Raw genomic sequence first — 20,860 nt, forward strand, 5'->3', positions numbered from 1 at the left:
TGCTCCTCCTTTGTTCTGATGGAATTTAAAATATTTCGATGAGCATGTACTTGTATTTCTGATTTTATTATATCCTTTGACGCGATGTTTCACAATCGCAAATACAGACAAACTCCCGCTCTTTAGTTACTGTTCACCCCGATCAATAACTTCTTTTATCCATCTCTTTACTCTTTATCTGGGAATAATTTTTTGAATGGCAGTCTCTCTGCCATATTTGAAAATTGAAAGGGATTCCTTTCAAGATGAATTTTATTATACTTGAAATTTTTTGAGGATACAATGAAATTTTCATAAAGATCCTCTAAAAAATTTCATACATAAAAGACCAGATATCAAGTACAGCAAGTATACCTTGATATCTGGTCTTTGAAATTATCTCCTCTTACAACACCACATCATCCACTTTTTCAAAATTATCCAATCTGTAAGACTCCACTGTCGCCTCTGTCACCAGATAAAATCTTTCTCCCGCGTACAAGCCTCTCACTTCTGAATATCCGCTCAACTTTTTCTCAAATACACAAGTAAACCCTTTTTCTTTATCATAGGAATAAATGTAGTATTCCTGCTGGTTCTTGTATCCCGGGAATCCAATCAGGTTCTTCTCCGTATCTACAAACGCTGCCCGATAATTATAGGATACATCTGTTGAATAGCACTCCTCCAGCACTGTTTTCGCAACTTCTTTTACGTCTTTCGGATCCGAAATATCGAACATAGACAGTTTTACGCCATTCACTGTTGTCCCATCTTCCTCCACATCCATTCCGATTCCAAGAAGCAGCCCGTCTCCATACGGATGCAGATAATCAGAAAATCCCGGTATCTTCAGTTCGCCCAGTACTTTCGGCTTTTTCGGATCAGACAGATCTACGGAAAAGAGTGGATCAACTTGCTTGTAAGTTACAAAATAACAGGTATCTCCCATAAATCTTGCTGAATATACTCTTTCATCTTCTGCCAGATTATCCAGTTTTCCTGTTTCTTTCAAGTCTTTATCTAAAATATAAAGTGCATTTGTAGAATCTGCTCCCTGACTGCCTGTATTGCTTGCACTATCCGTCCTCAGTAATGGATTCACACCGCCGGATGTATCATCATTTTCACGGATTGTGGTCACAACCCGCAGATATCCGTTGTATTCATCAATACTAAAAGAATCATTGACCATACCATCGATCACAACATCGCCCGTTCCATCCAGCTCTCCATTTTTATAAGAAACTTTTCGAATCTCTGTCTGTGTCACCGGAGAGACTTTTGCGTCATAGATTGTGTCATACACATAAATATTATTCTCACTTACATAGCACTGACTGCCATCTCCGAAGAATGCCAGGTGATCGATCTGCTCTGTCGGGTCTTTCAGACTGAATGAAGTCACTACTGTATAAACTCGTCCCTTTTCCTGCTGCGGAAGTAAAATATAACTGCTGTCCATCACTTTCCCCTGCACTTCCGGTACATAACTGCTGACATCATTCTTTGACCCGGAAATATCGGCATAGAACGTACTAAGCAGATACACGTAATCTCCGGATACACGCATAGTATGGAAACTTCCGCTCTGTGACATCTCTCCCAAAGATTTTGGCTTTTCCGGATTGCTCACATCAAAAACTTCCGCCACAGTATGTGTCACACTTCTGACGACTCCCTGACTGTCTGTCTCATCGGTGGTTCTCGCATACACACAGACCAGTTTTTCATCTTTTAAATAAATCTCGATCAGATAATCATTTGCATCCATGGAAATGGTTCCTACTTGCTTCATCTCTTCAGATTCAATATTCAGGATCTGCACCTTATCCATGCTCATGATATACAGATACTTTCCGTCCGTCTTGACGACATCACCTTCACCGACCCCCTCTGTCCGCACATTCGTATCGGAATGTGATACAGCCTGATCAGCGACTGCTTTCTCCCCTGTATAAAGAGCCGCTCCATCAGCTCCCCCTGTGCCATACATGATCTCTTCCTCTTCTGCCGCTGCCTGAACGTACTTGTAAATCTGATCATAATCCTTCGCACTTGCCAACGCAGCAATCGACTCAGCGACTGTATCGTCTGCAGCCTTTTCCGCTGCTTTTTGTGCTTCCTTATCCTGCATCATTCCACGTCCGGAAAGTGCAACTACCCCCACAACAAGACAACAACATGCCGCTGCTGCCACAATTCCATAAACTGGTGTCCGTTTTTTCTTTTTCTGTGCCAGTTTCTTTTCAATATTCTCAGGTTTTAAAGAATCAGGCACTTCCATCCCCTCTGCTGACTGCACAATCTTGTCTTTTATTTCCTCTTCTGTAAAATGTCTGTCTCTTTTATTTTCCATCCTTATACCTCCACTTCCTGAAGAACCACTCGCATCTTCTCCAGAGCTCTCTTTTTTCTGGAACGAACCGTAACCGGATTCATATCCAGCATCTGACCGATCTCATCACTTTGATATCCTCCAAATACTGAAAATGAAACAATCAGACGTTCTTCATCATCCAGTTTCCAGAATGCACTCTTTACATCCTGTGAGACAGCATAGTCTGACTCTTTTGATGGATAAGTCTCATCCAACTCATGTGTCTGGGCTCTCTTTCGAAACTGGTTCTTACAATGATTGCTCAATATGGTAAAGATCCAGCTTCTGAAAGACTCCTCCTTTTTGAGACTGGATATCTTTTCATAAGCTGTCACCACAGTATCACTGACTGCATCCTCCGCCTCCTGCGGATGCTTCAGAGTATAGAGTGCAAATTTATAAAGTTCCACATAGATTCTGGAATACAACTCCGAAAACGCTTTGACGTCCCCGCGCTTTGCACGTCGTATCAGAACTGCTTCCGCACTTTTTTGATAATCGTACATCCGCATCCCCTCTCTTTCTTTTTTGTTTGTGTTACTGTTCACAATAACTCTTTTGTCACACATAAGAGTCTTTCAAGTGAAGTTTTGTTGCATGGAAAATAAAAAATCAGGGAGATTTTTTGTTTCTCCCTGATTTTTTCATCTGTTTAATCTCTAACCTCTATAGTAATTGATCAGACAGCCCTTCAAAATAATCTCTCTTTCGGCATCTGTCAGATCACCCAGACGGAACTCTACTTCTTTCAGTTCATCTCCTACAACATAGGCCTTGATCACATCTGCCTTTTCTTCTACTGCGTTTCTCACATCCGGAATGAAGATATAGTCATCATTCTTAAATGGAAGTGCTTTGTCATCCGCATCTGTCAGAAGCGGCAGCATTCCCCAGTTGATCAGGTTTGAACGATAACGTTTTGTAGCATACTCGTTGGCAATGTTTGCCCATCCGCCCAGTACTTTCTGGCAGGATGCAGCCTGTTCACGTGCAGAACCGTCTCCCGGTTTCACTGCAAAGATCGTACTTCCGACTCCTACATTTCCTTCTCCGACCTGTGGGAATTTCTCCTGAACCTTCGCCATGACCGGTTTTAATTCTTCCAGCACCTCAAGCGGACATTTTCCTGCTTCGATCGCCTTCTGTGCTGCCTGTACTTCTTTGGCGCGTCCTACATATGCAGGATCTTTTCTGGAAAGTGCAAATTCTGCCAGTCCCAGCGGATTCGAACGATAAGAAGAAGTCTCACCGGACGGAATCAGTTCATCTGTTGTCGTAACAGGATCGTGGATCTCAGATACAACCTTAAGAACCAGATTCTGTGGAAGTGCTGACATTTCCGGCCAGTCTTTGATATTCGGACCAAACTTGATCTCTACACTTGGATCTGCCACGCCCTTGCTGTCAAATACACGATTTGCATAAATGTTCTGATCAAAGTGATATTTCTGTCCCTTGTACTCGACATCCATTGCTGTCGCCGGTGTCAGGAATCCTTTGTTTGCCGCTGTTGCCGCAATCGAACGGGCATCCATCAATGCAACAGAAGAAATCTGACCGTTCTGCAGCTTGGAACCTTCTCTGTTCGGGAAGTTTCTTGTTGTATGACGGATTGAGAACGCATTGTTTGCAGGCGTATCTCCGGCACCAAAGCATGGTCCGCAGAATGCAGTCTTCACAACGGTTCCTGCCTCCATCAGATCTGCGATCGCTCCATTTTTCACAAGTTCCATATAAATCGGTGTACTTGCCGGATACACGCTGAATGTAAATTCATCCGCACCGATATTTCTTCCTTTGATGATGTCCGCTGCCGCACAGATGTTTTCAAATCCACCGCCTGCACAACCGGCAATAATTCCCTGATCTACATACAGTTTTCCATTCACGATCTTGCTCTGGAGAGAGTAATCTACTGCTCCATCCAGACTGATCAGCGCTTTCTTCTCAACTTCGTGAAGAATGTCTGCCAGGTTTGCATTTACTTCATCGATCGTATAGACATTGCTCGGATGGAACGGCATCGCGATCATTGGTTTGATCTCACTCATATTGACATAAACCATTCCATCATAGTAAGTCACTGCTCCTGGATTCAGTTCTTTGTATCCTTCGCTTCTTCCGTGGATCTCATAGAATTCCTGAATCTTCTCATCTGTTTTCCAGATAGAAGACAGACAAGTTGTCTCTGTTGTCATAACATCGATTCCGATTCGGTAATCTGCGCTCAGTTTTGAGACTCCAGGTCCGACAAACTCCATGACTTTATTGTTCACATATCCATTTGCAAATGTAGCTCCGATAATCGCCAGAGCAACATCCTGAGGTCCGACTCCTTTTGCCGGCTCTCCATCCAGATAGATTCCGATCACTTCTGGTTTCTTGATGTCATATGTCTTATTCAAAAGCTGTTTTACAAGCTCCGGTCCGCCTTCTCCCATTGCCATGGTTCCCAATGCTCCGTAGCGGGTATGGCTGTCAGAACCAAGGATCATCTTGCCGCACTCTGCAAGAACCTCTCTTGCAAACTGATGGATGACTGCCTGATGAGGCGGAACATACACACCACCGTACTTTTTCGCACAGGTAAGCCCAAACATATGGTCATCCTCATTGATCGTTCCACCAACTGCACAGAGACTGTTATGACAGTTTGTCAAAACATACGGTACCGGAAATTTTTCCAGTCCGGAAGCTCTTGCCGTCTGAATAATTCCCACAAACGTAATATCGTGGGATGTCAATTTATCAAATTTAATCTGCAGGCGTTCCATATTGCCTGAAGTATTATGACTGTCCAGGATTCCATAGGCAATCGTATTCTTTGCAGCCTCTTCTTTCGAGACAGGAAGTGACACATTTCCCGTATCTTCCAGGATTTCTGTGCCGTTTAACAAGTACACACCGTTATCATATAATTTAATCATGGTAACCTCCTTTGTCTTTCCAATAATTTCACTAACTGTTTATCATTTTAGCATGTTAAAGAGGGAATTGCAAAAAAATTCTGCGGGATTATCTTGTCTCCCGCAGAATTTTTACAACTTCCAGTCTGGTCTCCCCGACCGTGATCACATCTTCTTTCTGGATCACAATTGGCTTATGAATCTGTTTTCCATTCAAATATGTATGGTTTTTTGAACCTTCATCTCTCAAGTACAGCTTATCCCCACTTCGGATGATCGCGCAGTGTACCTTTGATACTCTTAAATCTTCCGGCAGGGACAAAAACTTGTCATACTCTGACGATGCACTGACCCTTCCGATTCCCAGCGAATCATAAAAAATAAAACTATACTGATCCTGCTGATCCACATCTTCCAGAATGATCTTCCAGCGTCTCTTCGCCGGGGCAGAAGATGTACGGCGTTCTGCCTGTTCTCTCACCGGACGACATCTCGGTTCTGGTTCATAATCATCCTCTTCCTCATCATCATCTTCTTCGTCATCATAGTCATCATCATAGTCATCATCATAATCATCTTCAGAATGATATCTCCGTTCAAACTGATTATAATCTTTTTTCTCTTTTAATAATTTTGAAATCGTAAAGAAGATTACTGCTATGATCGCTGCGATCAATATTCCGATAATTACCCAATACAACATAATTCCTATCAACTCCTCTGAAGGTATCTTACTATACTTTCAGAATGAGGGCAAGCGAAAGACGAAGAAAATTTATCTTGTTCGATCCACTCTACTGCGCAAAAGGAACCCACGGACAGCGTTTTGCAATTTCCTGATTATATGCTTCCAGATTTTTCATCTGTTCTGCAATATGAGGCACATTCATCCGTTCCACAAGAACCTGAATTGTCTCTTTTCCTTCCTCAGCCAGTTCTTTACGTCTTTCTTCCGTAGGAATTGACGGTGTACTCATGTGGTCTTTCGGATCTCCAAAATAATATCCGATCGAACCACTTTGATATGCCAATGCGAATACATCATCAAACTCCGCACAGCTCTGCTTCTCCTGATGCTCATATTTTGTAGTCAGCGGTACATCTTCCAATCTGCCCAGCATATCATAAGCGCCCACCGTAATTGCATGGAATGTATCTGCAGATTTAAAAACATCCTGTCCATTTCTCATCAGCTGCATGATCATATCCATATACAAAATCGGAGTTCCTGTTTTATCCATAAAATCTCTTACCATCGGACTCACTGTCATATGTGCCGGACCATGTGCACTGATATAAATCTGTCTTTTAAATCCCTGGCGTAAAAGACTTTCCGCAATTCCTGTCAGATAACGAATTCCTTCCTGAATGCTGACCTGAACCGTTCCTCTTCCACTTGCAGTCGCTCCTGCATAAAAATATGGAAGGCCAGTTAATACAAGTCCGTCACATGCCTCCGCCATTTTAAGTGCAAACGCTTCACTGACTACGGTTTCCGAATCCAGAGGAAATCCCCCGTGCATTTCCACAGTTCCGACCGGAACGATCACAATATCATTTCGTGTAAGATATTCTTCCACTTCATCATTCAACATCTTTGGTATAATTCTTGTTCTCATTTTTCACCTTTCCTCTTATAACTGAAATATCTTTTTGGCATTCTCAAAACAAATTTTCCGGTAGGCCTGTGCAGATAATTTTCCTTCCTGATACTGTCTGTCCAGCCATTCTCCCAATGGAAATACCATATCCGTATTTACCATATCTGTACCGAACATCAGACGATCCTGAAATTCCTCCAAAAATTGTAAACCAAACTTTTCATCTCTCATAATAGCACATCCACCACTGTTTGCAGACAGATCTGCGTATAAGTTTTTATAATTTCTCATAAGACAGACCAATCTGCCGCCTTCCCTGACAGGACCTCTGCCCCATTCCATTCGAGATTTCAGATCCGGCTTCGCATCCTGACTGATTTCATGCCAGAACGGCTGACTGTGCCCTATGAATTTTAATCCGGGATATTTTTCTAAAGCTTCTTCCAACATCGGCAGTCCCGGTTCATCGACAATGCCATATTCATATCCCTCCTGCGGACTCATATGAAACAGGATTGGCATTCCCAGTTTTTCCGCCGCCTGAAATACAGCCTGAACAAAAGGATGGTTTATTTTTCTACAGATCATAAACTCACCAATTCCTACAGCTCCCTGCCTTTGATATTCCCTGAGCCTCTCTTCAATGGTTTCTTCACAATTTTCATCCAGATTACACATCCATACATATTTTTCAGGAAATCTTCTGGCCAGTTCTCTGCATTTCTGGTTTCCGGAGACAGAAGCCATTGCTCCTTCTGTCTCTCCGGATGACATAACAACCGCTTTTTCAATCTGAAGCTCTTCCAGATGAGCAAGCATTTCTTCGCCTGTTGATATCTTGAATTTTTCTGTTCCCAGAACCGGATCTAGCGCTGCATGTAAATGAATATCTATTTTTTTCATAGCATACTCAGCCTCATTTTCTGTACTTTATTTTGCCTTTAATTCTGCATACATCTGTTCTGTAGTCTCTTTATTCAAATTAAAGATCAGCCCTACTCCAATCAACTCTAAAGCGCAAGTTACCACTGGAATGATATTGACCAGGAAATAAATTCCATTCACTGCTTCCGCTGTCTGCACGACATTAGAACCGGAAACAAATCCGATTGCTGCCAATCCGAAAGAAACTCCTGTAGAGGCAATGGTCGAACCTATTTTTCTACTAAATGTATATAAAGAATACATAGAACCATCGCTTCTTTCATTAAATTTCCATTCGCTGTAATCCAGACAGTCTGTAACAAGCGCCCAGATCAACATTGTAAATACTGTCTGTCCGATCGTTCCCAATACAACCAATGCCGAATACACATATACATTTTTAATTTCCATGACAACCGGGATGACACTAAAGATTGTACTGGAAACAATGGCTGCCATTAAAGTTGCTTTTTTTCCAAACTTTGCTACCAATTTCGGAACCAATGGGAAACAGATCACCAAAATCGGGATTGTCGCAAGACTGATAATAGACATTACATCTGTTCTTGCATAGTACTCTTTAAAAATGTAGCTTCTTACCTGGTTTGATCCAGTGATAAAGAGCATACTTCCTAATGTTGCCACCATAACTCCGATCAATGGTCTGTTGTGTACGGTTGCTTTTAATACTTTTCCATAATTAAATTTCTCTGCTTTTTCAGAATTCTGTCGAATACGCTCCTGTGTAAAATTCAGCAGAACAAAATAGCTGATAATACTTAAAACACCGAAGATTACCGCGATTAGTGTAAAACGTTCCGGAAGAATATTGCTCTGCTTGTCAAAGCAGACAACAGGAACGATGGAAAGTCCTACGATTCCTACGATCGTTCCACCGATACTTCTTGCTCTGGAAAGCTTACTTCTCTGGATCGGATCATCACTTACAACGCTGGCCATCGCACCAAATGGCATGGAAGTTCCTGTGTAGCTCATTCCATACAGAACATATGCAAATGCTACATAAGCATGAAGTGCAATCCCTTCCAATGGAACATTAAAAAAGCAAAGCACACCAGATAATGCCAGTGGAAGCATAAAAATCTTAATCCATGGTTTGAATTTATCTCCGGACTTTCCAATCATCCAACGATCTGGGAAAGATCCCATAATCGGATCATTGATCGCATCCCATAATCTGGCCACTAAAAATAACGTTCCCATCCATCCTGCGCTGATTCCCAATACATTGGTACAAAAAATCAGAAAATATGCATCTACAAATAAATTTACAAAGCTGCCCGCCATGTCTCCAAATACATACCCGATTTCATCCTTCACCCCGAACGGGCGAATTTGTTTTTTGTTCATCCTGCTTGTCCTCTTTTCTTTTTCTTTTCAATTCACGTGATTTGTGTTATCCTAATTATAAGTTATAATAATTGCAATTTATATTGCAAATTCATCAAATTACATTGCAAATCTAACATTTAATTTTATCGTTTTATATTATTTGCACAAAAACATGAGAGGATTTTTATGAAACTTCACGAAGCTAAATTATTATTAAATGACCCCACATTTTCCATCGATTCCATTACTTATCAGGAATTAGAAATGGACAGCGACTATGTGGATGTACATGAAGATATCAGTTACTCGAAAGACAATGTAGATTTACACAGCCATACTTTTTTTGAAATTTTATTTTGTCAAAGTGGTTCTTTACAATATATGGTCGGCAATACCCGTTATCAGCTGGTTAAAAATTCCATTGTATGCATTCCTCCCGGTGTCAGCCACTGTCCGCTTTATCTGGAACAGCTTTCAGAACCTTACCGCAGAACTGTGATGTGGATCAGCAATAAAATCTATCATCAATATATGAACCTTTTGAACAATGATCCAATCGAAAAATCGTCCTGTTTGCTACCGCAAAATGTATTCCTTCTATCCGGAAATATTCTATATCAGGTAGAAGAACTTTACGAAAAAATGTTAAACATTCCTCCTGATTTTTCGGGTGCAGAACTCTATAAGATTGGTTTGTCTGCGCAAATCGTTACTTTATTTCATCAATTTTTAAATTCTCATGAAATAAATCCTCTAAAGCCGGAAAAAACCATTCTTTTGGACGAGATCATTCACTTTATAGAAAATCATCTTTCCGAAGAATTAAGTGCGAAACGAATCGCAGCGCACTTTCTGGTCAGTGAATCTTCTATCAATCAATTGTTCAGTAAACAGATCAGTTTGAGCCTTTATCGGTATATTACACAACGCCGCCTGATCGAAGCTAAAAATTTAATTTCCAGTCAGACACCATTAAAAAAATTGCCTGAACTATGTGGATTTTCTGATTATTCCGTTTTTTACAAAGCTTTTACAAAACAATATGGTATTTCTCCAAAAGAATATAAAAACAGAATTTTTAAAATGCAGCAATGAAAAAGCCCCCGGCTGGGGAAAGAATCTTATCTTCCCCGCCGGAGGCTTTCTACTTGTCCTACTTTATTCTTTTCCTATTACAGTCTCTTCAACAGCTCTTCTCTCTCTGCTTCAAATCCAGGTTTTCCAAGGAGTGCGAACATATTTTTCTTATAGCTCTCAACTCCCGGCTGATTGAATGGATTCACACCGAGCAGATATCCGCTGATTCCACATGCGAATTCGAAGAAGTAGAATAACTGTCCCAGATAGTATTCGTTCTGTTCCGGAATGTTCACGATCAGGTTCGGTACATTACCATCTGTGTGAGCAAGGATTGTTCCGTTCATCGCGCTCTTGTTGATGAAATCAACTGTTTTTCCTGCAAGATAGTTCAGTCCATCCAGATCTACAGGCTCTTCATTGATGATGATCTCTTCTTTGGATGTCTCCACATTCATAACTGTCTCAAACAGGATTCTGTTTCCATCCTGAATGAACTGTCCCATAGAGTGCAGATCAGTTGTCAGATCTACAGATGCCGGGAAGATTCCTTTCTGGTCTTTTCCTTCGCTCTCTCCGTAAAGCTGTTTCCACCACTCAGATACATAGTGAAGGCTTGGCTCATAGTTTGCCAGAACTTCGATCGTCTTTCCTTTTCTAAGCAAAATGTTACGGATCGCAGCATACTGAAGTGCTCCGTTCTCTGCGAAATCATTCTCCAGAGCTTCTTTTCTTCCTGCTGCTGCACCTTCCATGAGTTTCTCGATATCAGCACCACTTACTGCGATCGGAAGCAGACCAACTGCTGTCAGTACAGAGAAACGTCCTCCTACATCATCCGGTACTACAAATGTCTCGTATCCCTCTTCTGTTGCAAGGTTCTTCAGTGCACCTTTTGCTTTGTCAGTTGTTGCATAAATTCTCTTTGCTGCTTCTTCTTTTCCGTATTTCTTTTCCAGAATCTCTTTAAATACACGGAAGGCAATGGCCGGCTCTGTTGTTGTTCCGGATTTTGAGATCATGTTGATAGAAAAATCTCTGTCTCCCACTACATCGATCAGATGTTTGATATATGTACTGCTGATGCTGTTTCCTACATAGTAGATCTCCGGAGATTTTCTGATCTCTTTGGATACCACATTTGCGAAAGAATGTCCCAGAAATTCAATGGCAGCTCTCGCTCCGAGATAAGATCCGCCGATTCCGATCACAAGAAGTACTTCTGAATCTTTTCTGATCTTTTCTGCTGCTTTCTGAATACGTACAAACTCTTCTTTATCATAATCAACCGGAAGATCGATCCATCCAAGAAAATCATTTCCTGCTCCGCTCTTTGCCACAAGCTTCTCTTTTGCCTGTGCCACAAGCTCGCTCATATATGCCATTTCATGCTCCTGAACAAAACCAGCTGCTTTTGAATAATCAAATGTTACTTTATTAGCCATTGTTTATCCTTCCTCTCTAACTTCTATAAATTTACAAGCCCATTTTATCAAATCTGACTTTGTTAGGCAAGGAATTCTTCCAAAATCTGACGAATCGCCTCCTCTTTGAGCGCCGGTTCTTCCAGATCCTCTTTTTCCATCGTCTTCTCCAGTTCTTTCTTGAATTTTTTCGGTTCTTCCTCTATATTGATGGCAAGCTCCTCATCCTGTTTCTTCACTACAGCCGCCGCTCTCTGCGATGCTTTCTGGGCGCCGGATAATTTCTGGGATTCTCCTGCCTCCGTACGGATTACCTCCAGATTTTTTTCATTTTTACGCATTCGTTTGTATCGGTGCGCACACACATTTTCCAGATAATCCACCATGTAATTCTCCGCCGCCTCGATTTTATACGATTCATCGGAAAGCTGGCTGATTACAAACAACGCTACCATCTCTGCTGCCCCAAGCGCACCATACTGATACACCTGCTCACAAAATCCATGCGCCATGAAATGTCCCACAGCTCCAATCGCCGCCAGAATTCCCGCAAACCAGATCGACTGAATCTGGATCTGTCTCCAGGTATGTATTTTCAGGAAAAACCCTCTGTACTCATAAATGTATTTTTCTACAAATGCATTCACATTTTCTACTCTGTCATGTACCATACAGGCATGTTCGTATTTTGCACGAACAAGCTTCATCAGTTTGTGTGTACTCTTTGACATACTCCCGGCCGCATTCACCAGCTTACGCAAAGTCACATAATTCATTACCTTTGCAAGTATCCCAACAATTCCTACTCCCAGCATCAGATAAAATATGATGCCTGTCTCCGCTACTGCTTCTTTCCACATAGTTAAACCTCCTGTTTATGGTCTTTTTCACAATTCGTTCAATTGTGTGCCTGTGGCCATTATAAAACAAGTCTCCCCAGGATGCCCGCAAAACCGTTCTACATAATTCTACATTCGGTCTGTTTCCATGCTTCTTTTCTCTGATTTCCCGCCTGGATTTTTCCCCTTTTAAACTTCACCTTTCCCTTGATTTTCAAGGCGTGAGCGTTTTTGAAAGTTATCCACAGTCCACTTTCAGATATTGTCGTTTTTCCACAAAAACACTCGAATCCTGACATACGAAAGTGAATAAACTTCCTCTGGAATTTCTAAAACAGGTCTGTTATAATTCTTCTGATAACATACAAATGAATTTTTTAATTGGAGGTCTGATACTATGCATTACAAACCAACTGGAGTCTGTTCTCAGAACATCGAATTTGATATCGAAGACAATAAAGTAAAAAATGTACACTTTACCGGAGGATGTAACGGCAATCTTCAGGGAATTGCGCGCCTTGTAGAAGGAATGGATGTTCAGGAAGTCATTGACAGAGTAGAAGGAATCCGCTGCGGATTCAAGGCAACTTCCTGCCCGGATCAGCTCGCACAAGCATTAAAAACAGCAATCGGAAAGTAATTCCGATTGCTGTTCTTATTTCATATCAATATTATTTTGTATCCCTGAGTGGTTGAAGCAGCCGTCATAAGCATGTCTGTTCATTGTGGTGTTTTCGTACAGGCTCTTATAATTTATTTTATAGTTGCATCATACTATGACGGCTGCTTCAACCACTCAGAGACTATGGAATTATAAAAGGTAAGTGATTGGCTATTTGATCATAATTCCGTCTGTGAAGGAATAGTCCTCCTCATATGGATACTCCATACCTGCGAAATGCTCTGCACGCACCCGGTAGTAATATCCCGGATCCACCTTAATATATTTCGAAGTGCTTACAAAATAGTCATTCTCTGCATCTTTGCTCCACGCATCAATCTGATCCCAAACATCATCCTTTTCGTTATACTGATCCACATATATAATTGTAGAAACAAAATTGACTGTTCGATTAGCCGTTGTTCCAGCATATACATAAATTCGATTACGCCCAGCTTTTGTAATAGAACACTCTCCTAACATGATGTACTGACCTTTTGCATCTTCATTCTGACTTGTACCCGATGCACTCTCCTGCATGGTTAGATAGGAACCATCCACCTTTTTCGTCTGCTCATCTGATGCCTGCACCTGAGGGACTGTGACTGATGTGATCACTCCCAGTAACATTGCCGCACAGAATACAGACAGCATTTTTTTTCTAATTCTCATAACTCTCTCCTTCCCCCTCTATTAAGTAAACAATCGAACCTGGAAAAACTGACGCACTTTTTCAAAAAAACTTCAAATTTTTTAAAATTTTTTCAAACTCTTTCTTTTCCATGATTCCTCTCAGTTGATAATGAACACCATAATTCTCAAATTCTGCAATATACCGATGCGTTTCATAACCCTCAATATCACTTTCGATAACATCTATTTTCTTCCCATTATTCTCTACTACAAATTTATCTATATTCTCATCAGATTCTTTCTGTCCCAACGAAGAATCCTCTGCATTCATATAAATAGAATACCAGACCACTTCTCCCTGATATTCATAAAACACTTGTGCTCTCCCTTGTTCCTTATCAAGAATATATTTTTGTAATCTCATTCCTTTGGGTTTATACTGTATTCTCACAGCCTGAATTCCCAGCTCTTTTTTTATCTCTCTATATACTCGTGTTTCATCTTCACTCTCACTTGCCTGCGTATCCATATCCTCCACATTGATCACCGATGCCTGACCTGTCTCCCCGGTAAACTTCTCAATGATCTCCTTGAGATAAGATTTACTCCCCACCGCAGTCACGCTTGTTGCAACAGCCGCGATCATCAGCACTGCGGCAGCCACCATTACTCTTCTTCTGAAAAGCGGACTGTGCCGATGCACTTTCTTTTTCTTTTGACTTTGTGTCTTTTCATATGCCTGTATCTGCTCTGCCAGCCTTTTTTCCATTTCATCAGAGACTTTGATTTCTTCCAGTTTGGAGTCTTTCAGAATCTCTTTTTCGATTTTTGCCGCTTCTTTTTCTGTTTCTTCATGAAGTGAAAGCACGTTCTTTTTTTTCATCGTTCTACCCCTTACACGATTCTATTTATGGTTCCTACTTTTGTCTTGACATTTCACTAAATAAGGTTAATATGAAATTATATGTTTTCCTCGGCTATTTTCGTTGCAGCCGACTAACTAACACATTTTTTCTGGAGGTTTTTATATGAAACGAATCATACTTACCGGAGGTGGAACCGCCGGTCATGTTACCCCCAATATCGCTCTGATTCCACGTCTTTTGGAACTCGGATACGATATTCAGTATATTGGCTCTTATCAGGGAATCGAAAAAGAGCTCATCGAGCCATTCGGCATCCCTTACCACGGAATCTCTTCCGGTAAACTGCGCCGCTATTTCAGTGTTCAGAACTTTACCGATCCATTCCGCGTATTGAAAGGATTCGGTGAAGCAAAGAGACTGATCAAAGAACTTCAGCCGGATGTGATCTTTTCCAAAGGCGGATTTGTATCTGTTCCTGTCGTACTTGCCGGCAAACACAATAAAGTTCCGACGATCATTCACGAATCTGATATGACACCCGGACTTGCCAACAAGATCGCAATTCCATCTGCTACAAAGGTATGCTGTAACTTTCCTGAGACTCTGGAGCATCTTCCGAAAGACAAGGCCGTATTAACAGGTTCTCCGATCCGTCAGGAACTATTATCCGGAAACAGGATCGCGGCTATGGATCTGTGTCATTTTTCTGCTGACAAGCCAGTCATCCTCGTCATCGGCGGAAGCCTTGGATCCGTTGCAGTAAATAACGCTGTTCGTCTGGCACTCCCGGAACTTTTAGAGCATTTCCAGATTGTCCATCTCTGCGGAAAAGGCAAGGTAGATGACTCTCTGACTTCTATGAAAGGCTACACACAGTTTGAATATATCAAGGATGAGCTTCGTGATATCTTTGCACTTGCAGATATTGTGATCTCAAGAGCCGGTGCAAACGCAATCTGCGAACTTCTTGCTCTGAGAAAACCGAATCTGCTGATCCCGCTCTCAGCCAACGCAAGCCGCGGAGATCAGATTTTAAATGCCCGCTCCTTTGAACGTCAGGGCTTCAGCATGGTTCTCGAAGAAGAAGAGCTGACCAAAGAATCTCTTTTAGAGGCAGTGCGGAAATTGTATAACGATCGCAGCCGTTTTATGGATGCCATGCGTGATTCGAATCAGCAAAATTCAATCGATACAATCATCGATCTCATCGAGAATTCCCGCAGATAGTTTTATATCACCACTAAAATCAGCTGAACAGGTGTCGTTTTGACACCTGTTCGTTTACAGCTCCAAAAATTCCTCATACTCTACACCAAACTTTTTTCTGATCCATTTTCTTGCTCTGTAGAGTAAACTGTGCAGCACTTCTATGCTTATCTCCATTCTTTCTGCAACAGCAGACTGCGGAATCTCCAAGTAATATACATAACGAATTGCATCATACCAACGTGGATTATGCTTGTACAAGGCTGCAAAAATCTCTTCATGCAGACTGGTCTGTTCATCATCCTTCATTCTTTCCATGTATGTATCTTCTGCGCTGTCCTCCAGATCTAAAATAACAGGATCATCCCCTGTTTCCGAGAGAACTTCTCTTTCTGCTTTCTTGTTATAATTCAATGCCATATGCTTTGCAGTCGTATACATCCAAGCTTTGATATTGATATCCTTCAATTCATCGATATACATATATAATTGCAGAAATGTACTCTGTGTAATATCTTCTGCAATATCGTAATTCCCTGAATATTTATATGCTGCCTTCATAACGAGATTTTTGTATTTTTGGTATATCTCATCATAATCTTGTTTATCCGTCAACATGTTTTCTCCAGTAATTACTTGATTTTATTCAGAATCTCTTCCTTGTCTGCTTCTGTCAGTTCACCCATCTTCCAGCCAAGACCAACCTGATCTCCTTCATAACGCGGTATCAAATGCATATGAAAATGGAATACAGTCTGCCCTGCCGGCTCTTCATTATTCTGAACAATATTATATCCATCACATCCAAGAATATCTTTCATCTTACAGATCATCTTTTTTGCCAGCACCAGCGCTTTTGCTGCCAGTTCATCATCCAGATCATATAAATTGCGGTAATGTTCTTTTGGTATGATCAGTGCATGTCCTTTTGACGCCGGGCTCAAATCCAGAATTACACGAAAATCAGCATCTTCATAAATAGTTACTGAAGGAATCTCACCTGATGCCAGTTTGCAAAAAATACAGTTATCATCTTTCATTATCTAAGCATCTCCTTTTTTGTTTACTTGTAGTATAAAACATTTTTCCAGAAAATAGAAGAATATTTTACTTACAGAAATCGCCTTTTTTGTCGAATTTTGTCATACTTATTTTATTGAACCCTCCTTTTTCGCATGATAGACTACACTTAAACAGAACTACTTTGGAGGACATAACTATGCTATACAATATCGATATTAATAAAATGAACAAATTGATGAGCAATAATGAAGATGCACGGCAGATCATCCCGCAGCTTCTGCGCAATCACCGAAATACAATTTCCACGATCTCACATGAGATTCGCAATCCCCTTACTCTTGTTTCCTCTGCCCTGCAGGTAATGGAAAAACAAAATCCGGAGCTCAAAGACATTCCGCACTGGAGCCAGGTAATGGGTGACGTCGATTTTATTATTCAGCTTTTAGAAGAGCTTTCTGCCTTTAACAGCAGCAATGAATTGTATTATTCTGTCTTCTCTATAGAACAGCTTTTGAAAAACGTTGCAATCTCTTTTGCAATCTCGCTGGACACAAATGAAGCAGATATTGAATTTTCCTCTTCTATCTCCGACTCTCTCGGTGAATTTACCGGAGACAAGATCAAACTGCAGGAACTTGTCCTGAACCTGCTGAAAAATGCAGAGGAAGCCATCACCGAACAAGGCTCCATTCATCTGGCAGCTTCCCGCAGCGGAGATATCATTACCATCACCTGTACCGATACCGGCTGCGGAATCACTCCGGAGCAGATGGAATGTATCTTCCAGCCATTTGTCACCTACAAACCGGGCGGAACCGGACTTGGACTGGCATTCTCCCGCAAGATTGCAGAGGCTCACGAAGGAACTCTCACTGCTGTTTCCACTCCGCAGGAATCCACTACATTTACCGTTACACTTCCTGTCTAGGCACGTTCCTTCCGTGATACAAAAGCACGGCTGTCAGAAATCCACAGATCAGCCCGCCCACATGGGCCGCATTGTCTACGCCTGTACTGGTAAAGCCAAAATAAAGACTTAACAGTACCATAAACAGCATCCCTCTTCCGGTGAGCCTTCCGGCCTTTCCTCTGTTACGAATCACAACCCACAGAAGTGCCCCGAGCAATCCAAAAATTGCTCCGGATGCACCTGCTGAGACTGCCAGATTTCCAGTGTAAAAATCCATGGCAAGAGAAATCAGATTTGCCCCGATCCCGCTCACAAAATAAATCAGCAAAAATTTAAAACTGCCAATCTCCTTCTCCAGATTCCACCCCAATGCACCGAGCATTACCATGTTATTCATCAGATGATCGATCCCAAAATGTAAAAAAATGCAGGTTATCAACCGATAATACTGGGCATCTTCAAAAATCAACGGTGGGTACATGGCTCCGTATTTTATCATAAATACCGCATTTTCCGGGTTACCCAGAAATGACAATAGAAAAAAGATTCCCATATTGATCACGATCAGTGCCGCTGTACAGACTGTCTGTTTGTTTTTCTGCAATTTGAATCCCTCTTTTCCGCGCCCTTCATCAGGCGCAATTTAATACAGTTATTATAAGTGAGTGGATTCATCTTGTCCATTTGTTTCCAATATCAGATCATCCCAGCTTCCCCATCTTCCAAGTCTCCCTCTGCTGATTTTATGCGCCGCTTTTTTCCAAGCACTCCATACACCGCCGGATTCCCGGATGACCTCCGTATCCTTTGCTGGTTTATATTCCTCTTCCGTATCCAACGTAAACAGAGAATCAGAAATTTCCTCTTCTTCCCACGCTTCCTCTGTATCCGGCTCCTCCTCCTCTTCTGCTTCTTCGCATTCTGTACGGTATTCCTGCATAATGGCATCCAGATCATAGTTCTCCTCAAGTGTTGCTTTATGCAGCTCATAAGCAAGCGTGATCCCCTTCTCATCTTCATAATCCAGCTTTTCTACAAAATACTCTGTCATTCGGTGAAATGATTCACAGAGCTCCTGTTTCCCTCCAGGCAGATAGCAAAAGAAATATTTCTGTTTTCTGCAAAAAACATATTCCGGTTCTAACAACAGACAGCCCGGATGCAGCATATACTTTTGCAGCTGCGAAATACTCTCCAGAAGACAATAGATAAACTGCTCAATATCCCCTTTTTGAACCTGCTTGTTTTCAAATAAAACCGCCATGGAAACTAATCCTGTGATTTCATATGTATACCGGCTCTCTCCATCGATTCCGCAGCCGTTTACTTCCAGAATGCCCGGAATTTTATTTGCTCTCAGCATCGGCATCTGATAATCTTCCTCATAAATCTCCGGTACATGAATATGCAGACAGATTCTGTTTAATTCTTTTTCATATTTTGTATTCACTTCCAACTTCTCCTATTTTATTGTTTCCAGTTTTTTCTTCAAACGGATCTTTTTCTCCGGATGCGGGATTTTTACCTGTCTTGTTACCCGGATACACATCTTCCCTCTGGTCGCGGAAATTGTCGTCTCTGCCTCATCATCTGTCACATTCACAGACACCTCCGGCATAGAAAAATAAATAAGTTTCCACCTGATCCGTTCCCTGCAAAACGTCTCCACATCCGCTTCTTTCGCTTTTGGATTCCGTGCCGTCTGAACCGCTGTCGTAACTGCTTCATATGCCATCCCGTCTAAAATACTTTTATCATGATAATAAAATGTCGTACGGACAATGATCAGAAATACCAGAAAAATCAACGGCATCACATATGCCATTTCAACTGTGGTACTCCCTTTTACACACCTCATTTATATCCCTCCCAGACAGACGATCCCTATATACGCAGCCAGCAAAAACGGAACAAACGGAAATGCCGCATCTTTTTGAAAACCTTTCCTGATCAGCACGTATCCTGCAAACACTGCTGCCAGAACATATGCCCAGACAAGGAGATACAACACATTCCAAAATCCGAGATACACCCCCGTCACCGCGATCATCAGACTGTCACCATATCCGAAAGCCTCCTGTGTCAATCTGCTGATCAGAAGAAACACTCCGCCCACAAGCGCGCCTGTGACCATTAGTACCAGTGGAATTTTTCCATGAAAATATCCAAGACTTGCCGAAAGAATCCCACCTGCCGCAATAAGCCAAACCGGTATTTCTCTTTTTCTGATATCCCACATGGAAACAACACATAAATATCCTCCAAAACAAATTTCTCCTATTTCGTACATCGTGAACATCCCCCTCTTCCTATCACCCTTGATTTCTGAACCGCATAAATCGTCCGGTTCAGACCGCCGCATGTGAGTGAGTTGTGATACTTGCCCCCTGTATTTGTAATATAAACTCCTGCCATTGCACTTCCATGGACACATTTGTCACATTTATAATATCTTCCGCCGTCTTCGTTCCGAATTCCGTCCAGGTCTGCATAAGGGATAAACCTGACAGAAAGCTGCAGATACGTACACTGATAATCTTCATGATAAACCAGCCCTGTTTTTGTAATATAGACGATCTGTTCATCTCCTGACTCCAGACCTTTCTTCTGAAATCCGTTCCAACTGCTGAATTTCATTTCTTCCTTATATTCTGCAGACAGATTTCCAAACTGTAAAAACGGAAGCCGGATTCCGTATCGTACAACAACATTCAGCTCATTCCCATTGGGATTACAATATGATCCCGCACATTGTATCCCTTTACTTCCACCGCTCACAATACTGTTCTCCAGACGCTTTGCTCCAATACTCCTGACAATTTCCGATTCCAGCTTCGATGTATTTAAGACCGGAACAAGTGCTGTATCTTCCGTACAGATCTTGGACGCATGAACTGCCGCTGCCCGAATGGTTGTCTGCACATTATGAATTTCAATAAAATAGATCAGACATACTACCGCAAAAAAGAAGATCGGTACGCTAAGCGCTGCTTCTACAGTAATACTTCCTCCCGCCCCCGGCACAGATGCCCGTTTTAGATTCTTATTGGATGGTTTTTGATTTGATTGTGTCATCAT

The 20,860-nt window shown here is 41.6% G+C and carries 22 protein-coding genes; 4 read left to right on the forward strand and 18 right to left on the reverse strand.

The window, feature by feature from the left end; genetic code table 11:
• Nucleotides 1-385: 385 nt before the first annotated feature.
• From FXV78_RS05675 to FXV78_RS05705, 7 genes are all read right to left on the reverse strand, one after another.
• On the reverse strand, nt 386-2,338 hold the full coding sequence (locus tag FXV78_RS05675; RefSeq protein WP_004844135.1) for a beta-propeller domain-containing protein: 1,953 nt from the start codon (nt 2,336-2,338) through the stop codon (nt 386-388).
• A 2-nt stretch (nt 2,339-2,340) separates the two neighbouring features.
• Nucleotides 2,341-2,865, reverse strand: coding sequence for an RNA polymerase sigma factor (locus FXV78_RS05680; protein ID WP_009244212.1), 525 nt, complete (start codon nt 2,863-2,865; stop codon nt 2,341-2,343).
• Between the two features lie 153 nt (nt 2,866-3,018).
• Nucleotides 3,019-5,286, reverse strand: coding sequence for a hydratase (locus FXV78_RS05685; protein ID WP_004844137.1), 2,268 nt, complete (start codon nt 5,284-5,286; stop codon nt 3,019-3,021).
• Between the two features lie 88 nt (nt 5,287-5,374).
• Nucleotides 5,375-5,968 (reverse strand): FHA domain-containing protein, encoded by a 594-nt coding sequence (locus FXV78_RS05690; protein WP_004844138.1) that lies wholly within the window; start codon nt 5,966-5,968, stop codon nt 5,375-5,377.
• Between the two features lie 91 nt (nt 5,969-6,059).
• Complete coding sequence (locus FXV78_RS05695; protein ID WP_004844139.1) at nt 6,060-6,884, reverse strand: creatininase family protein; 825 nt, start codon at nt 6,882-6,884, stop codon at nt 6,060-6,062.
• A 15-nt stretch (nt 6,885-6,899) separates the two neighbouring features.
• Nucleotides 6,900-7,769, reverse strand: a complete 870-nt coding sequence (locus FXV78_RS05700; RefSeq protein WP_004844140.1) for an amidohydrolase family protein — start codon at nt 7,767-7,769, stop codon at nt 6,900-6,902.
• 27 nt (nt 7,770-7,796) lie between these two features.
• Nucleotides 7,797-9,161, reverse strand: coding sequence for an MFS transporter (locus tag FXV78_RS05705; protein WP_004844141.1), 1,365 nt, complete (start codon nt 9,159-9,161; stop codon nt 7,797-7,799).
• Between the two features lie 168 nt (nt 9,162-9,329).
• Between FXV78_RS05705 and FXV78_RS05710 the strand changes: the two genes are divergently transcribed.
• Nucleotides 9,330-10,238 (forward strand): AraC family transcriptional regulator, encoded by a 909-nt coding sequence (locus tag FXV78_RS05710; protein WP_004844142.1) that lies wholly within the window; start codon nt 9,330-9,332, stop codon nt 10,236-10,238.
• A 77-nt stretch (nt 10,239-10,315) separates the two neighbouring features.
• On the opposite strand, the gene FXV78_RS05715 is transcribed toward FXV78_RS05710, so the two are convergent.
• A complete protein-coding gene (locus FXV78_RS05715; protein WP_004844143.1) occupies nt 10,316-11,665 on the reverse strand; it encodes a glucose-6-phosphate isomerase in 1,350 nt (449 codons plus the stop codon).
• Nucleotides 11,666-11,727: 62 nt separating this feature from the next.
• Nucleotides 11,728-12,504, reverse strand: coding sequence for a hypothetical protein (locus FXV78_RS05720; protein ID WP_004844144.1), 777 nt, complete (start codon nt 12,502-12,504; stop codon nt 11,728-11,730).
• A gap of 376 nt (nt 12,505-12,880) precedes the next feature.
• Here FXV78_RS05720 and FXV78_RS05725 point away from each other — a divergent pair, with 376 nt between their 5' ends.
• Nucleotides 12,881-13,123 carry a TIGR03905 family TSCPD domain-containing protein gene (locus FXV78_RS05725; protein WP_004844146.1) on the forward strand — a complete coding sequence of 81 codons (243 nt, stop codon included), beginning with the start codon at nt 12,881-12,883 and terminating at the stop codon, nt 13,121-13,123.
• 192 nt (nt 13,124-13,315) lie between these two features.
• Here FXV78_RS05725 and FXV78_RS05730 read toward each other — a convergent pair whose 3' ends face one another.
• Complete coding sequence (locus FXV78_RS05730) at nt 13,316-13,816, reverse strand: DUF6147 family protein (RefSeq protein ID WP_004844147.1); 501 nt, start codon at nt 13,814-13,816, stop codon at nt 13,316-13,318.
• A 61-nt stretch (nt 13,817-13,877) separates the two neighbouring features.
• Complete coding sequence (locus tag FXV78_RS05735) at nt 13,878-14,660, reverse strand: DUF4367 domain-containing protein (RefSeq protein ID WP_004844148.1); 783 nt, start codon at nt 14,658-14,660, stop codon at nt 13,878-13,880.
• A gap of 145 nt (nt 14,661-14,805) precedes the next feature.
• Between FXV78_RS05735 and FXV78_RS05740 the strand changes: the two genes are divergently transcribed.
• Entirely contained in the window at nt 14,806-15,870 is a 1,065-nt protein-coding gene (locus tag FXV78_RS05740) for an undecaprenyldiphospho-muramoylpentapeptide beta-N-acetylglucosaminyltransferase (RefSeq protein WP_004844149.1), read from the forward strand.
• 54 nt (nt 15,871-15,924) lie between these two features.
• Here FXV78_RS05740 and FXV78_RS05745 read toward each other — a convergent pair whose 3' ends face one another.
• Together FXV78_RS05745 and FXV78_RS05750 are read right to left on the reverse strand one after the other, a co-directional pair.
• Nucleotides 15,925-16,467, reverse strand: coding sequence for an RNA polymerase sigma factor (locus tag FXV78_RS05745; protein ID WP_004844150.1), 543 nt, complete (start codon nt 16,465-16,467; stop codon nt 15,925-15,927).
• Nucleotides 16,468-16,481: 14 nt separating this feature from the next.
• A complete protein-coding gene (locus FXV78_RS05750; protein ID WP_004844151.1) occupies nt 16,482-16,889 on the reverse strand; it encodes an HIT family protein in 408 nt (135 codons plus the stop codon).
• A gap of 179 nt (nt 16,890-17,068) precedes the next feature.
• Here FXV78_RS05750 and FXV78_RS05755 point away from each other — a divergent pair, with 179 nt between their 5' ends.
• The gene (locus FXV78_RS05755) at nt 17,069-17,800 is read left to right on the forward strand and encodes an ATP-binding protein (protein WP_004844153.1); all 732 of its coding nucleotides are present in this window, start codon (nt 17,069-17,071) and stop codon (nt 17,798-17,800) included.
• On the opposite strand, the gene FXV78_RS05760 is transcribed toward FXV78_RS05755, so the two are convergent.
• The 5 genes from FXV78_RS05760 to FXV78_RS05780 are packed head-to-tail and all read right to left on the reverse strand — an operon-like array spanning nt 17,784 to nt 20,860.
• Nucleotides 17,784-18,386 carry a rhomboid family intramembrane serine protease gene (locus tag FXV78_RS05760; protein WP_004844154.1) on the reverse strand — a complete coding sequence of 201 codons (603 nt, stop codon included), beginning with the start codon at nt 18,384-18,386 and terminating at the stop codon, nt 17,784-17,786. The genes FXV78_RS05755 and FXV78_RS05760 overlap by 17 nt on opposite strands.
• Nucleotides 18,387-18,437: 51 nt before the next feature.
• Nucleotides 18,438-19,232, reverse strand: coding sequence for a DUF6382 domain-containing protein (locus FXV78_RS05765; RefSeq protein WP_004844155.1), 795 nt, complete (start codon nt 19,230-19,232; stop codon nt 18,438-18,440).
• A 12-nt stretch (nt 19,233-19,244) separates the two neighbouring features.
• Entirely contained in the window at nt 19,245-19,640 is a 396-nt protein-coding gene (locus FXV78_RS05770) for a TadE family protein (protein WP_004844156.1), read from the reverse strand.
• Nucleotides 19,641-20,072: a prepilin peptidase gene (locus FXV78_RS05775; RefSeq protein WP_004844157.1), complete on the reverse strand. Its 432-nt coding sequence runs from the start codon at nt 20,070-20,072 to the stop codon at nt 19,641-19,643.
• A complete protein-coding gene (locus FXV78_RS05780; RefSeq protein ID WP_004844158.1) occupies nt 20,060-20,860 on the reverse strand; it encodes a pilus assembly protein in 801 nt (266 codons plus the stop codon). Before FXV78_RS05780 ends, FXV78_RS05775 begins: the two co-directional genes overlap by 13 nt.

Origin of the sequence: Mediterraneibacter gnavus ATCC 29149, assembly GCF_008121495.1 — a bacterium.
Classification (GTDB): Bacteria; Bacillota; Clostridia; order Lachnospirales; family Lachnospiraceae; genus Mediterraneibacter; species Mediterraneibacter gnavus.